Source organism: Dehalococcoidia bacterium (assembly GCA_035528575.1).
GTDB lineage: Bacteria > Chloroflexota > Dehalococcoidia > E44-bin15 > E44-bin15 > DATKYK01.
Genome location: DATKYK010000022.1, coordinates 26,247 through 40,417, shown reverse-complemented (window position 1 = coordinate 40,417; position 14,171 = coordinate 26,247). Strand labels below are relative to the sequence as shown.

At 56.8% G+C, this 14,171-nt stretch carries 15 protein-coding genes; 4 read left to right on the top strand and 11 right to left on the bottom strand.

What is annotated here, in order from left to right; all coding sequences use genetic code 11:
* Positions 1–359: 359 nt before the first annotated feature.
* From VMX96_05295 to VMX96_05265, 7 genes are all read right to left on the bottom strand, one after another.
* Positions 360–779, bottom strand: a complete 420-nt coding sequence (locus tag VMX96_05295; GenBank protein ID HUU63319.1) for a hypothetical protein — start codon at positions 777–779, stop codon at positions 360–362.
* Between the two features lie 219 nt (positions 780–998).
* Positions 999–1,802, bottom strand: coding sequence for a transcription elongation factor GreA (gene greA, locus VMX96_05290; protein HUU63318.1), 804 nt, complete (start codon positions 1,800–1,802; stop codon positions 999–1,001).
* Between the two features lie 406 nt (positions 1,803–2,208).
* Positions 2,209–2,556: a hypothetical protein gene (locus VMX96_05285; protein ID HUU63317.1), complete on the bottom strand. Its 348-nt coding sequence runs from the start codon at positions 2,554–2,556 to the stop codon at positions 2,209–2,211.
* On the bottom strand, positions 2,528–3,112 hold the full coding sequence (locus tag VMX96_05280) for a hypothetical protein (protein ID HUU63316.1): 585 nt from the start codon (positions 3,110–3,112) through the stop codon (positions 2,528–2,530). Before VMX96_05280 ends, VMX96_05285 begins: the two co-directional genes overlap by 29 nt.
* Positions 3,109–3,363, bottom strand: a complete 255-nt coding sequence (locus VMX96_05275; protein HUU63315.1) for a 4Fe-4S dicluster domain-containing protein — start codon at positions 3,361–3,363, stop codon at positions 3,109–3,111. Before VMX96_05275 ends, VMX96_05280 begins: the two co-directional genes overlap by 4 nt.
* 22 nt (positions 3,364–3,385) lie before the next feature.
* Positions 3,386–4,222 (bottom strand): 4Fe-4S binding protein, encoded by an 837-nt coding sequence (locus tag VMX96_05270; protein HUU63314.1) that lies wholly within the window; start codon positions 4,220–4,222, stop codon positions 3,386–3,388.
* Positions 4,223–4,438: 216 nt separating this feature from the next.
* Positions 4,439–5,038: a DUF3786 domain-containing protein gene (locus VMX96_05265; GenBank protein ID HUU63313.1), complete on the bottom strand. Its 600-nt coding sequence runs from the start codon at positions 5,036–5,038 to the stop codon at positions 4,439–4,441.
* Between the two features lie 133 nt (positions 5,039–5,171).
* Between VMX96_05265 and ftsH the strand changes: the two genes are divergently transcribed.
* Positions 5,172–7,094 (top strand): ATP-dependent zinc metalloprotease FtsH, encoded by a 1,923-nt coding sequence (ftsH, locus tag VMX96_05260; GenBank protein HUU63312.1) that lies wholly within the window; start codon positions 5,172–5,174, stop codon positions 7,092–7,094.
* The gene (locus VMX96_05255) at positions 7,087–7,464 is read left to right on the top strand and encodes a molybdenum cofactor biosynthesis protein MoaE (protein HUU63311.1); all 378 of its coding nucleotides are present in this window, start codon (positions 7,087–7,089) and stop codon (positions 7,462–7,464) included. The genes ftsH and VMX96_05255 overlap by 8 nt, the downstream gene beginning before the upstream one ends.
* Here VMX96_05255 and VMX96_05250 read toward each other — a convergent pair.
* From VMX96_05250 to VMX96_05235, 4 genes are all read right to left on the bottom strand, one after another.
* Positions 7,461–8,675, bottom strand: a complete 1,215-nt coding sequence (locus tag VMX96_05250) for a CoA transferase (protein HUU63310.1) — start codon at positions 8,673–8,675, stop codon at positions 7,461–7,463. The genes VMX96_05255 and VMX96_05250 overlap by 4 nt on opposite strands.
* Before the next feature lie 20 nt (positions 8,676–8,695).
* Positions 8,696–9,868, bottom strand: coding sequence for a CoA transferase (locus tag VMX96_05245; GenBank protein HUU63309.1), 1,173 nt, complete (start codon positions 9,866–9,868; stop codon positions 8,696–8,698).
* A 169-nt stretch (positions 9,869–10,037) separates the two neighbouring features.
* The gene (locus tag VMX96_05240) at positions 10,038–10,997 is read right to left on the bottom strand and encodes an inorganic phosphate transporter (protein HUU63308.1); all 960 of its coding nucleotides are present in this window, start codon (positions 10,995–10,997) and stop codon (positions 10,038–10,040) included.
* 8 nt (positions 10,998–11,005) lie between these two features.
* Positions 11,006–11,617 carry a DUF47 family protein gene (locus tag VMX96_05235; GenBank protein ID HUU63307.1) on the bottom strand — a complete coding sequence of 204 codons (612 nt, stop codon included), beginning with the start codon at positions 11,615–11,617 and terminating at the stop codon, positions 11,006–11,008.
* A gap of 468 nt (positions 11,618–12,085) precedes the next feature.
* On the opposite strand from VMX96_05235, the gene VMX96_05230 reads away from it, so the two are divergent.
* Both VMX96_05230 and VMX96_05225 read left to right on the top strand, forming a co-directional pair.
* Entirely contained in the window at positions 12,086–12,643 is a 558-nt protein-coding gene (locus VMX96_05230) for an archease (GenBank protein HUU63306.1), read from the top strand.
* 99 nt (positions 12,644–12,742) lie between these two features.
* Complete coding sequence (locus VMX96_05225; GenBank protein HUU63305.1) at positions 12,743–14,125, top strand: RtcB family protein; 1,383 nt, start codon at positions 12,743–12,745, stop codon at positions 14,123–14,125.
* Positions 14,126–14,171 lie beyond the last annotated feature (46 nt).

Below are 14,171 nucleotides of genomic sequence, written 5' to 3'. Positions count from 1 at the left end.
CCGAGCAGCATCCAGCCGAGGCAATAGCCCGCACAGGCAAACACTAAGGATTCACAGCTAGCCAAAATGGCTGGAGACAATCAAAGAAAAGGGGGGCCGATCAGGCCCCTCTTTTCGAATATAATGGCATGGAATACGGGTTGGAGTGAACCCCTGAAACTGGACACGTTGAGTTAGGAATATTTGGCAGGGTCGGAGTAACATATAATAAGGGATAGATAAGAGATATGGAGTTAGGGTGTTAAAACCAGGATTTTAGGCTCCTCCAGCTTTGGTAATTCCCCTCAATATCTTCTAATCAGGGTGTCCGGGGTTCGAATCCTCGCACCCCGACCAGTCCTTAAGGGTGGAAACTGACCTCAATACTCCAGGGGCAGCGTGTTCATAAACTGTAGAAAGGCGATGAATCCCTCTACCTGGGTCATCAGTTTGGGTAAATCACCGTCGATCTTCACCTTCCCCAGCGCCGCTACCATGCTCATCTTCTCCTGCACCAGGTCCAGGAGCGCGTCATAGGGGCAAAGCACGCGGGAATCAAACCTGGTTTTATCCAGCGGTGCGGTCCTCAGGTCGCTGGGGGCGGGATAGACCCCCACTTCCATGTTGATAAGCTTCCCCTCTTCCAGGATGATGCTAAATTGTCTGTCTTCATTCCCCGGGCAGTCGGTACCTACCATCTGAAGCCTGATGCTAAGCCCCTTCAGCTTCGACGGGAGCTCGGCATCTGCTTCCGCTAGCTTTACCATTTCATCAATCATTTCCTTTGACAGAAATTGCATCTCTACCTCCTGTTTTGGCTATAGTAGTCCATCCCATCAAGAAATACAAGGATTTGGGGGAAATGGGTTTTCACGCCTGGCAGATAGCCTAAGTTTCTTAGGCTCCCCGGTTATCGTTATCCGGGGTGAGCGCTTGAGCCTGGAGCCTGCTACCAGATAGCGCCACGGGCTGGCGCAAGAGCCTGCCGCATCAGCGTGGTCCTTCCGGGTATATCGTTTTCAGCCCTCGATCCTGGCGATGCGATAGCGCACCATGCCCGCCGGAGCGGCAACCTCGATCGCCTCACCCTCCCGGCGATTGAGTAGTGCCTTGCCCGTGGGTGAGTCGATGGAGAGCTTGCCCCTTGAAGGGCTCGCCTCGCGGGGGTTGACCAGGGTGTAGCGCAACTCTTCCTGGAAGGAGAGGTCCTCAAGGGTAACTGTGCTGCCCAGCGTTACCTTTGCGCTATCTCCCTTCCCCGTTTTTACCACTGCCGATTTGAGGATGGTCTCCAGTTGCCTGATCCGCCCCTCGACCATTCCCTGATGGTCCTTGGCGGCATCGAGTGGGGCATTCTCGCTGAAGTCCTTGTCGGCAGCGGCCCGGCGTATATCCTCGGCAATCCCGGGGCGCTCCTCTTTGAGGGAGGAAAGCTCATCTTTAAGCTCCCGGTAACCCTCCGGTGTGAAGGTGATCGCCTGTGCAGCTTCTTTAGCGTGGTACCCCTTCTTTTGCGCGCCTTTCTTGACCCGGAGATGGACCGCGAGGTTTTCCCTGATTAGGCCTTCCTTCCTGGCGTGTGCCAGGAAGGCCTTTACCGGCGTCAGCCTTTTAGTGGCGTTGACCGGGGAGCCTTCTATCCCCTTGGCGTAACCCGCCACCTCGCGTGCGGCAAGCTCGCTCAAGGGGCGCTCGCTGCCATACCAGCGCACAAACTTGTTAAGCTCCTGCTGGTATTCCGCCCTCTCCTGCTGAGGCAGGCTGGCAAGGAAATGCATTGCCGCTTGCGCTAGGGTTTTCTCCCGGTTAAATTCGCTATTCAAGTTGTTCCGTCTTTCCGCTCTCGAAGATAATTCTAGGGTTCTGCATTGCTCCTGTCAATGGCTTGTACACACACACAGTACATTAATGCCAACCCATCCCCCTATCGTTGCTACGAAAATAGAGCCCTGATGTGTCTGGACGAATTCTACACCATTGTCATTCCCGCGCAGGCGGGAATCTAGACCGACCAGTCTCTGGATTACTGCTTTCGCAGGAATGATAGACAAAGCCGGTTCAAACATGCACCATTTTCATAACTCGGTGGTGCCGCTGGCGAGCGACATGTTGTGTTCTGAACCGAAGCCCTGAGTGAAGCTAAGGGGCAGAGAAGGGGTATTAAAAAATATCAGTGAGATTCCTCCTCCGACAAATCGGTGTCAGAATGTCAGTTGGGTTCTTCGGTTGCTAGTGCCAGGCCAGGCCATCGTGTATATAGGATGCCTTTAGCAGGCCTAGAATGTTTGGGCCCTTGGAGTCGGAGGCGCAGCACTCCTCCTCGAAGTGACGACACACGGTGCAGGTGACGCTGTATTTATCCACCTTGCTAATATTCTCGAAGAGGTCGCAGCTCTCGGAGCTTCGGTCGTACCACTCCTCCAGGAACTCCTCCAGCCCTACCCGGTGGGCGCGGAAGCCACTGGAGCACTGCAGGCCGCTGAATCCCCCTGACCTGTGCCATCCGCGATGTGGCAGCGGCAGGAACAGGCCGAAACCGACCCTTATCCTAGGGCTGGAGCGAGAAACTGAACTCACACATGCCATCCTTGGTCAGCGTCTTGCTCATCTCCATGTTTAATTTGTCGCCGGTCCTGGCAGCGGCAACCTCGAAGCTGGTAAGGCACATCGCTTTGCAGGGGAGGGCGCGTCCGGCCTCCGCTAGTGCCTGGTTCAGGGCACAACTGGAGACCTGGAGCACCAGCTCCCTGGTGGTAGCCCTGGCGATGTTCCACCTGTCGGTGGGTCGAGAGGACAGGATGGATAGCTCCACATAGCGCTCGAGGCGATGGGGGAAGGAGATACCCGTCTGCCTGGCTACTCTCTCCACCATCTCGCCGGTGCGGTCGATGTACTTGCCATCGGCAAGCTCAATGGTAAGCTTCATCAGCTCCCTGCCGAAGGACTCCAGGGCCTCTCCGGCCGCTTTCTCACCCTTGCCCTTCAGGCTTTCCACCAGCGACCTGATGTCGCATCGCGCCATGACCTCCTCCACCAGCCCCCGGTCGGCATCGAATGGCAGCGCTTTCCCCGGCTCCTCCAGGGTTATCAGTTTTTCCTTTATTGGCTTTGCGTACTTCCAACCCATTGTCATCTGGCATCACCTCCGCTGAAGCTCACCTGGATGGCATTCTGGGGGCAAACCTGGACACAATCCATGCAGCCGCTACACTTGTCGAGGCGTACCGGCCTCACGATGAAGTGGCTGGGGTCTATCTCGCGGAACTTCTGTGCCCCTACATCGGTGCCCAGTCCCAGGATATGGGTGGGGCAGATAAGCAGGCACTTGCGGCATGAGGCGGGCTCTTTACACTTTTCGTCGTCAACGGTTACTGTTGGCAGCATTTTAATCACTCTCCATCCATGATTACCATACGTTTGCCAGTGCGGGTAGGCTGGTCCGCTCCACCAGGGTGATCGCATCCTGGTCACACTCGGTGGCGCAAAGACCGCAGCCGAAGCACTGGAACTGGTCGATGTAGGCCTTGTTCCTGCTGGGGATGAAGCTGAGCGCCTTGAACTGGCAGCGGTGCACGCAGGAGGCGCAGCCATTGCACAGCTCGGGGTCGATCGTGGCCACGTAGTGCCCTTTCCACAGGATCTTAACATCGAGATCGACCACCGTCCTGATGGCGGCACAATCGGGGTAGTCACAGTTGCAAAGGCCGCCGAGATAGGGGGTACCAAAGGTGTATATGGAGTGCACCAGCCCCCTCTCGTCCAGCTTGTTTAGAACCTCCTTTGCCTCATCGGGGGTGAGGAAGTGGACCCCTCCCCTATAGGTATCGGGCCAGCGCTCCCACTTGTACATGCCTGGCCCCATGCCCATGCAGGTGAAGTTCTCCTCGTCGGGGAGACCCTCCATGGAGCGGCGGCAGGCACAGGTTATAAGGCAAATGGGATACATGATGTCGGTGATCTTGAGCGCCTCCTCCAGGGTTATAACCTGCCCGAAGTGGGTAAGCCACAAAGCACCCTCTACCTGCTGCTTCATCCGCTCCACCTCCGCGGTGTCCCCCCTGTCCCTGGCCTCCAGGAACTCGTGGCCCACCACTGCCATTCCCCCAGCGGACTGGGGGTTGGCCTCCGCCCCTGATGCCTCGGCCTCCTCCCTTCTAATCTTGTAGAGCCTCCTCGCGTAGTTGGCGGGGTTGAAGTACCACCTGTCATACCCATCACCATACTTCTCACACCAATCACACATAGCTTGCCTCCTTTAAAAAGCTTCCCGTACCTCGCCAGCACATGGCTCGAAGTTTAAGCCAATCCGTTTCCGCGGGCGGTACACTGTTGAGTTAGCGCTCCGGTCTTTTACTTCACCCATGACTACTCAACTCGCTACTTATATTTCCCCTCCAAGCGATTCGGTTTTGTGTTGGCATGTCAAATCTTGCCAGGGTATCCCACATCATCACCTTAGCTATGTTTTATGGCCGCGTAATTCTATGACCAGGGAGAGGCCCAGATAGGAAAGGTCCTCGGTGGGCAGATAGTGGGGGGCAACGGCATCGAAGAGTATACTGATGGAGGGGGATACCTCATCATCGCCGAGATACAGGATACACCCCACAGGAATTTTGGGCAGCGCCAAAAAACGGAAGGCGGCATCGCCGGTGCGGGTCATTGGCTTTCCACCGATGGCCAGGGCTGCCTGGCGAAACCCGTCAGCATCGTTGCCGAAGCTATCCAGCAGGGGTCGTATCGCCATGTTGTTGAACCTTTGCTCGAATAGGTGGGCACCGGGGAGATTACGATAGGCAATCCACGTGCCAGATACGGGCGTGCCATCGGCATTCACCAGGTAATGCATTAGAAGTATGTCGAGCCAAGGGGGGCGTGGGGTATCGCTTCCCACCTCGGACACCTTAATCTCGGGGAAGTGGACGGAGAAGGAGCGGTGGAAGAAGGGCACGGTGAAGCGGCCCTCATCGAAGCTGCACCCGCTGGTAGCGGCAGCAACGTTTGGTCTGAGCCGTGCCATGTCTCTTAGCGCATTCTCGTAAGCGTCATCCAGGCTCATCACTACTCAGTATAATACAGCTTGAGCAGCGAGGCAACCGTAACGCCCCCTTTAGATTTAATTGTGAGGCGTTTTCTGGTATACTGGTATAGTAATACACTACCGCGGCAGGGCTAGCGGTCTGGAGATATGGATGGGTTCGAAGCATCTTAAAAGAGGCGTTATTTACATGGTCGTTATCGTGGCGGTCATAGCGATCCTTTTTTTCTTTTACAACCCCTCTTCTGAAGAGGTTCCGACAGGGACCATGAATGAGTTAATTAGCGATTATGAGCAGGGAAAGATTACGAAGTTTGAAGCTCAAGGTAATTATCTTTCCGGATGGGATAGTGAAGCTCCGGTGCTGCGGGTGGAGACCGGTCCTTTTGAAAACCAGGCTGCAGTGGAAGAATATCTGAGTAAAGATCCTTGGAATGTTGCCATAGGTGATGTAGAGGTTGATTTTATCCCTGAGAGCGGCTTTGACTGGGGCAGTTTGCTCTTCACCCTGCTTCCTTTACTGCTCTTTGTTGGTGTAATCTGGTTCATCTTCAGCCGGGCGCGGGGAGCGGGGAATCAGGCGATGAGCTTCGGGCGGAGCAAGGCGCGCCTGTTTCCCAGCACCAACCCCGCCGTTACCTTCAATGATGTCGCCGGGGTGGATGAAGCGAAGGCGGAGCTCGAGGAGGTGGTGGAATTCTTAAAGAACCCGGAGAAGTTCTCCTCGCTGGGGGCGCGCATCCCCCGGGGGGTGCTGCTGGTGGGAGCGCCGGGCACCGGAAAGACCCTGCTCGGTCGTGCGGTGGCGGGTGAGGCCGGTGCCCCCTTCTACTCCATGAGCGGTAGCGAGTTTGTAGAGATGTTTGTCGGGGTGGGAGCTTCCCGGGTAAGGGACCTCTTTGAGCAGGCCAAGCGCAATAGCCCCTGTATTGTGTTTATCGATGAGATCGATGCCGTGGGTCGCCACCGAGGTGCGGGGTTTGGCGGTGGACATGATGAGCGAGAGCAGACCCTGAACCAGATACTGGTGGAGATGGATGGCTTTGAGACCTCTACTAAGGTTATCGTACTCGCTGCGACCAATCGACCCGACATCCTGGATCCGGCGCTTCTTCGACCTGGCCGCTTCGACCGACAGGTGGTGCTGGACCGCCCCGATATTAAGGGCCGTAGGGCGATCCTGGAGGTGCATGCCAGAGGCCTGCCGATGGATGATTCGGCTAACCTGGAGACCGTGGCTAAACAGACCCCGGGTTTTTCCGGCGCTGACCTCGCCAATCTGGTGAATGAGGCAGCCATACTGGCGGCGCGGCGTAATAAGAAGAAGATCGGCCTTGAGGAGCTTGAGGAGTCGGTCGACCGGGTGATAGCAGGGCCGGAGCGCAAGAGCAGGATCATCAGCCCTAAGGAGAAGGAGATCACCGCTTACCATGAATCAGGCCATGCCCTGGTCGCCAGGATGCTTCCCAACGCCGACGCGGTGCACAAGGTCTCCATAATAGCTCGTGGCGTGACTGGTGGTTACACTCGCCTCCTGCCAGCTGAGGACCGCTATATATGGACACGCTCCCAGTTTAACGATACGCTGGCCACACTGCTGGGCGGGCATTGTGCCGAGGTGCTTATCTTTGGTGAAATGACCACCGGGCCTGAGAGCGACATCGGGCAGGCAACCAAAATAGCCCGCAGGATGGTCACCGAATATGGTATGAGCGAGAAGCTGGGCCCCCGTACCTTCGGGCGAAGGGAGGAAATGGTCTTTCTGGGGCGCGAGGTGGCGGAGCAGCAGAAGGACTATGGTGACAAGGTTGCCGATGAGATCGATCTGGAGGTCGATCAGCTTATTCAGCACGCGTATAGCGTGGCCAATGATATCCTCACAAGGAACAGGGGAAAGCTGGTGCAGCTGGCGGAGGCATTGATCTCCAGCGAGACCATTGAGGGCGAGGAGCTGGAGGCGCTCTTCAATAAGCCGGTAACAGAGGCTGCTGAGGATGCGGCTACGGAGGCTGAGAAGGAGGTCGTTAACAGGGAACCTAGCGCCAGAGCGGCGAAGAGTGCAAAGAAGCGTGGTTAAGGTAACACCGGACCCCATCTTCCCTGATACTATCATAGATAGGGTGAGAGGTGATTCCAGTAACGGGGCGACGGTAAGCTTTATCGGTTCGTTGCGCCGGGACTCCGCAAGCGGCAAGCAGGTCCGCTTCGCCGAATGTGAGAGTGATAAGCAAAGGGCGGAGCAACAGCTTCGAAAGATCGATGATGAGATACGCGCTAACTGGCAGCTTGAGAATGTGGCAATCTGTCACCGGGTGGGTAGGATTGAGGTGGGGGATGTCATCATGGTTGTTGCCGTTGCAGCCCCTCATCGCAAGGAGGCCTTTGAGGCCTGTCAGCATGCCGTGGATCGTGCTAAAGAGAACATCTTGATAAGAGAGATTCTCTAGTAGAAAACCCCCTCTTCTTCCATTTGGGTAATCTCCTCTTCAGGTATCCCCAGCAGGTCACCAAAGATATATTTGTTGTGCTCCCCCAGTAGCGGGCCACGCTGGGAAATCTGAGCCGGTGTTTCTGAGAATTTCCACGGCGGGTTGAGCACCACGCGCTTTCCGACCCTGGGGTGAATCACCTCGGTGGCAAGCCCGCGCTCTTTGAGGTGGGGGTCCAGGAATAGCTCCGTGCCGTCGAAGGATGGGATAGCGGCGACCCCCGCCTGCTGCAGCCTTTGGGCTACCTCATAGTGGGTATAGTTCATCGTCCACTCCCCGATGAGCCGATCCATCTCCTCTTGGTTCTGCCACCGGCGGTAAGCATCGCTGAATTTTTCATAACCGGTCCATGGGGGATCTCCCATGGTATGGCAAAATGATTGCCACTCCTCCTCTGTGGCTATGGCGATGGAGACCCATTTATCCTCACCCTGGCAGGGATAGCAGTTGTGGGGCGCCATGATTTCATCGCGGTTCCCCTGGCGGATGGGAATCCGCTTATTCAGGATGTAGTCGAGGAGGGCATCGCCAATGAGCACGGAGATGGTCTCGACGGAGGAGAGGTCGATACGCTGACCCTCACCGCTACGGGCGCGGTGAAATAGGGCGATGAGGATGGCGAAGGCACTGGTGGCGGCGCTTCTCAGGTCGCTGGAACCCATAAGCGGGACAGGACGGGCATCGGGGTAGCCGGTGAGGTGGGCGAGGCCACCGTGGGTGGCGAAGATAGGGGCGTAGCCGGCGTATTTACTATCCGGCCCGGCAGCGCCATGCGATGATGATGAGAGCATGACAATATCGGGCTTTACTTCCTTGAGCGCTTCGTACCCCAGCCCCAGCCGGTCCATTACCCCGGGGCGGAAATTCTCCGTCACTACATCGCTTATTCCCACTAGCCCTTTTGCCAGCCCCACTGCCCTGGGACGGGAAAGGTCGAGGGTGATGGCCATCTTGTTGAGATTGAGGTCGTTGAAAATAGGGGACCAGTCGGGGTCTTTAGCGCCGGGACCGGTCGCCAGGGCGCGCAACCTGGTGTGGTCGGGGCGCTTGCTGGTCTCGACCTTGATCACCTCGGCTCCCATAAAGGCGAGGAGCATGGTGGCATAGGGCCCGGCCCAGGCCCAGGTGAAGTCGGTTATCCTTATCCCCTCCAGGGGTAGGCGCGACATTCTATCTATAGCCCTCCTGTTTAGATGATCCCGGCCCCTCTCATTTGTGACAGCTTCTCCCCGGTATAACCTAACCGCTCAACCAGAACCTCTTCGTTGTGCTCGCCGAGTAAAGGAGCAGGGCGGTCAAATCGCAGCGGTGTCCTGGAGAAGCGATAGGGTGCTGTAGGGCACTTGAACTTGCCCATCTCGGGGTGCTCCACCTCGGTAAAGAACTCCCGTGATTGGAGCTGCTCCGAGTTGACCAGGTCCTCCACTGTGGTTACAATGCCGATGGGGCAGTTCAAGGCCTGGGCGCGGTGATAGACCTCCTCCTTGGTTTGGTTAATCATCCATTCCGCAATATGCTGGTTTATCTCCTGGGCATAAATATAGGTGTTTATCTCCTCCCTATACTTCTCATCCTGGGCCCAGTCCGGGTTACCCAGGAGCTCGATGAGGCCTTCCCAGTGATGCCTCCCGCCGAGGGTGATCATCACGTAGCCGTCCTTGCAGCGCTGCAGCCCTCCTACCATGTATTGCATCCAGACCGTGCTTCCCCTCTCGTTATTTCCGAACATATCTATCTCTATTCTCTCGGTGGCCATCAGCGACTCCTGCTTGGAGATGTCGATATGCTGTCCCATGCCGCTGAATAAGCGTTCGTATAGGGCTCCCATGGTGGCGGTAGCGGCGTTGAGCCCGCAGTCGTAGTCACCGAGGAATCCGGGGCCCTTGGTGGGTCTGGGGGTCTCATCGGGCAGGATGGAGGCCAGGATTTTGGCTATCCCGCTGCCGTGATAGTCGTTGAGATGATAAGATTTGTAATCTCGGTAGGGGCCGTACTGCCCGAAAGGAGTGATCGAGGTCATAATCAGGTGGGGGTTTATCCCAGCCAGGCTCTCGTAGTCCAGGCCCAGCTCTTTCATCGCCAGGGGAGGGTTATCCTCCACCAGGACATCGCTCTGCTTTACCAGCTCCAGGAATATTTTTCGCCCCGTGGTGGTGTTAAGGTTAAGGGTAATCCCCAGCTTGTTGGTGTTGAGGTAGAAGAAGAAACCGCTCCGCTCCGGATGGGGGACATCCCGGAGGAAGGGTTCCCGCCTCCTCGCCTTATCGCCTATACGGGGAGGCTCGATTTTTATTACCTCGGCTCCCAGGTCGGCAAGGAGCTTGGTGCAGTAGGGGCCGGCGGCAAGCTGTGCATACTCCAGGACCTTTACCCCGTAGAGGGCCGTTTCGCTTACTTGCTCTTTCCGCTTGATAGAAAATCCTCAGGCCACCACCCAAGGGTGATTGTGGTGACCATATCTCTCTAGTTTATATTTATAACATATGGTGAGCTTTTCGGCAAGCATCACCTCTATTGGACGAGCCTAATGTCTATAGTATCGAGCCCAGCAGCCAGCCGATGATGCCACATATGGGGAAGGTAAGGATCCAGGCGATGAAGATATTACCGGCAACCCCCCAGCGCACCGCGGAGAGACGTTTGGTAGCGCCCACCCCCATAATGGAAGAGCTAACGCAGTGGGTGGTGCTCACCGGGATGCCGAAGGCCGAGGCGACCTCAACCACCGTGGCCGCCGAGCCCATGGCGGCGAAGCCATGAACCGGCCGGAGGGCGGTGATCTTGATTCCCACTGTCTTGATGACGCGCCAGCCGCCGAAGAGAGTGCCCAGGGAGATTGAGCCGGCGGAGAGTGCGATCATCCAGAAGGGGACATGAAACTCGCTGCCGGTGTGGATAACCAGTGCCATGGCCATTATGCCGATGGGCATCTGTCCATCGTTCTTGCCATGAGCATAGGACATGAAGGCGGCAGTGAGGATCTGCAGCCTGCTGAAGATGCCTTCTACCCGGAGGGGTGCCCTGCGGCGTAGTAGCCACATCAGGGCGACCATGATTAATAGCCCCCCGGTGAAGCCCAGTGCCGGTGCTATGGCAACGGATGAAATCACCTTGTAGAAGGTGTTCCACACAATGGATACGCTTCCGGCCGCGGCGATCGCTGCACCGACAAGGCCGGCTATGAAGGAGTGGCTTATGCTTACAGGAAGGCCGAGGCGCGTTGCCACGACGCCCCAGATGATAACCGCAGACAGGGCGGCAAGCATGACGCCGTAGTCCAGGAACTCCGGGGCAACTATGCCCTTGCCGATGGTTATGGCCACGGCGAGGCCGGTAGCGGCGCCGGCGAAGTTGAAGATAGCCGCCATGATCACGGCACGAAGGGGGGAGAGAGAGCGGGTGCCGACTACGGTGGCGATGGCATTAGCGGCGTCATTGAAGCCGTTTACAAGGGCGAATCCGACGGCGAGAATAATTACAAGGATGAACAAGTTATAACTCAGGCACGCTTGATCATAACCCCTTCGAGGACATTGGCGATATCCTCACAGCGGTCGGTAGCGGTCTCCATGTGGTCATAGATCTCCCGCCACTTTATTACATAGGCAAGGTCAATTTGGTCGTGAAAAAGCTCCGCCAGGGCGGAGCGCACCACCGTATCGGCCTCATTCTCCAGCCGATTTATCTCTATGCAGTGCTCCGGCATCTTGTTTAGCTGATTACGGCGGCGCAGCATTGGTATTGCCGCTATGACCTCTGAGGTTGTCCTGACCAGTATATCCGCCAGCTCCCGCGCCTTCTCCGTGGGCCGCTTCACCTCGTAGATAAGCATGTCCACCGCCGCCGCCTCAATAAGGTCCATCACATCGTCCATGCAATGGGCAAGCTGTGAGATATCCTCTCGGTCGATGGGTGTAACGAATGTGGCGTGCAGCTGCGCGATGATGCGGTGGGTGATCTCATCCCCGTGGTGCTCTAGATCTGTGATATGCCGAACCTTTGATTCCACATTCTCCCAATTGTTGATAAGTTCAGCAAGGAGGCTTGCTGCCTTCACTGCATTGCGGGCGCTTTCTTCAAGAAGATCAAAGAACTTCTCCTCCCTGGGTATAAAAGGGAATCTCAGCTTGACACCTCCTTAGTATATCATTACAGAAAGAGGATTAGTTGTCAATATAATTCCCTCACTTAGTAGTTCGGCCTACCTTTCTTGCCACTTGGAGCCATTCGCCGTCTGCCATTCTGACCCATCCGCTTTGCGAGAGCCCGATTTATTGGACGATTTGGGCCGAAGCGTGGGCCGACCTTCCGGCCTCGGGGGAAGAATCTCCTCTTCGCTCTGTTCAGAGCTTGGGCGCATCAGGGTAAACCCGGCGGAGGGCCTAAAGGATTTCATAGATTCTGAGCCGAAGCCCTGAGCGAAGCTAGGGGCAGCGAAGAATCCATAATGTCTTTTTACATAGACACTACTTTCATAGATATCCAACATGCCTATTGAAATATGCATCACCAGGGATAAAAATGGTACATGCTTGCACCGGCTTTGTCTATCATTCCTGCGGAAGCAGGAATCCAGAGAATGGTCGGCCTAGATTCCCGCCTGCGCGGGAATGACATGGACGAAGGTTTCGTCAAGAGATTTAAGGGCTTTATTTTCATAGAAATGATGTGGGTGAACTGTGGGAGCCCTTTTGGTATAATGGGGACGATATATATGGGAAAAAGGTTCGAGGTTATCGACCATACGGCTGATATCGGCATCGCCGCCTATGGGGCAGACCTGAAGGAGGCCTTTGCAAATGCAGCCTACGGCCTCTTTAGCCTGATGGTCGACCTTGAGGGTGTGGGCGATGATAGCTGCCACCAGGTTGAGGTAACCGCTGAGGACCGGTCGGAGCTCCTGGTGGCCTGGCTCAACGAGCTGATCTACCTCTTCGAGGTGGAGAGTGTGCTCTTCAAGAGGTTTGAAATCAGCGAGCTAGGTGAGACGAGGCTCAGGGCAATGTGCTACGGGGAAAGGATCGACCCCCAGCGTCACCGGATAAAAGTGGGGTTCAAGGCAGCCACCTATCACATGCTCAGGGTTGAGGGGGAGAGTGAAAAGGGCTTCAGGGTTCAGGTGCTCTTTGATATCTAGGGGGTGTGGGGGTGTCGGGGGGAGAGCGAAAAAGGGGTATCGGTGTTAAACAGGATCGACGATTATAGATGGGAGATCCCGCAGAGCTATAAGGCGGGGATGAGGGTGCCCGGGCTCATCTACGCCGATGAGGGAATGCTGTCCCATATAAAGGAGGAGCAGGCACTGGAGCAGGTAGCCAATGTGGCCTTCCTCCCCGGGATCGTATCCCGCTCCCTGGCTATGCCCGATATACACTGGGGCTACGGCTTCCCCATTGGTGGTGTTGCCGCTACCAGGGTATCGGATGGGGTAATCTCGCCGGGAGGGGTCGGTTTCGATATAAATTGCGGGGTTAGGCTGCTGCGTACCAACCTCACCGAGGAGGAGGTTAGACCCCGGATCGGGGAGCTGGTGGACACACTTTATCGTAATGTGCCCTCGGGTGTGGGCTCCCAGGGCAAGCTGAAACTGAAAGAGCGGGAGATGGAAAATGTGCTTCTAAAGGGTGCCAGGTGGGCGGTGGAGCGGGGGTATGGGGAGGCGAGGGACCTGGAGGTCACCGAGGAGCAGGGAGCTATGGAGGGTGCCGACCCCGAGCAGGTGAGCGCCAAGGCAAAGCAGCGTGGCGCCCCTCAACTGGGAACGCTGGGTGCGGGGAACCACTTCATTGAGGTGGGGGTGGTGGATGAGGTCTACGAGCCCGAAGTCGCCTCGGTCATGGGCATTGAGCGGGTGGGCCAGGTACTGCTCCTTATACATACCGGATCGCGGGGCTTTGGTCATCAGGTTTGCACCGACCATTTAGCGACCATGGGAACGGCGGTAGCGAAGTACGGGATCAATCTCCCTGACCGTCAGCTAGCCTGCGCACCGGTGAGATCCCCCGAGGGACAGGCCTACTTTGCTGCTATGGCCTGTGCTGCCAACTACGCCTGGGCCAACCGCCAGTGCATCACCCATTGGGCCAGAGAGTCCTTTATCCAGGTGTTTAGCAAGAGTCCCCGCGAGCTGGGCATGGAGATGGTCTACGATGTGGCTCACAACATCGCCAAGATGGAGGAGTACGAGGTAGAGGGTAAGCGGCTCGCCCTCTGTATTCACCGCAAAGGGGCCACCAGGGCCTTTCCTGCGGGACAGCCGGAGGTGCCCGACATCTATGCCGATATCGGGCAGCCGGTGCTCATCCCCGGCGATATGGGCCGTTATTCCTACGTTCTGGTAGGCACCCAGCGGGCGATGGCGGAGACCTTTGGTTCCACCTGCCACGGCGCGGGGCGGGTGCAGAGCCGCTCTGCTGCCAAGCGAAGCCTGCGCGGTGTCGATGTGGCCAGAGGGCTTGCCGAACAGGGGATCACCGTCAAGGCGGGGAGCATGTCTTCGCTGGCTGAGGAGGCATCGGCGGCATATAAGGATGTCGCCCAGGTGGTAGAGGTGACTCACCGCGCCGGCATCTCGCGCAAGGTGGCCAGATCAAGACCCATGGGCGTGGTCAAGGGCTGATTCGCCCTTGTCATGCTGAACTTGTTTCAGCATCCCAGTATTAATC

Excerpts from the sequence above, each read along its gene's own strand:
- VMX96_05225 (HUU63305.1), top strand. The coding sequence starts at position 12,743 with ATGAGGGTGCCCGGGCTCATCTACGCCGATGAGGGAATGCTGTCCCAT.
- VMX96_05250 (HUU63310.1), bottom strand. The coding sequence starts at position 8,675 with ATGTCGCGCCTACCCCTGGAGGGGATAAGGATAACCGACTTCACCTGG.
- ftsH (HUU63312.1), top strand. The coding sequence starts at position 5,172 with ATGGGTTCGAAGCATCTTAAAAGAGGCGTTATTTACATGGTCGTTATC.
- VMX96_05275 (HUU63315.1), bottom strand. The coding sequence starts at position 3,363 with ATGCTGCCAACAGTAACCGTTGACGACGAAAAGTGTAAAGAGCCCGCC.
- VMX96_05265 (HUU63313.1), bottom strand. The coding sequence starts at position 5,038 with ATGAGCCTGGATGACGCTTACGAGAATGCGCTAAGAGACATGGCACGG.
- VMX96_05270 (HUU63314.1), bottom strand. The coding sequence starts at position 4,222 with ATGTGTGATTGGTGTGAGAAGTATGGTGATGGGTATGACAGGTGGTAC.
- VMX96_05280 (HUU63316.1), bottom strand. The coding sequence starts at position 3,112 with ATGACAATGGGTTGGAAGTACGCAAAGCCAATAAAGGAAAAACTGATA.
- VMX96_05230 (HUU63306.1), top strand. The coding sequence starts at position 12,086 with ATGGTCGGCCTAGATTCCCGCCTGCGCGGGAATGACATGGACGAAGGT.
- VMX96_05295 (HUU63319.1), bottom strand. The coding sequence starts at position 779 with ATGCAATTTCTGTCAAAGGAAATGATTGATGAAATGGTAAAGCTAGCG.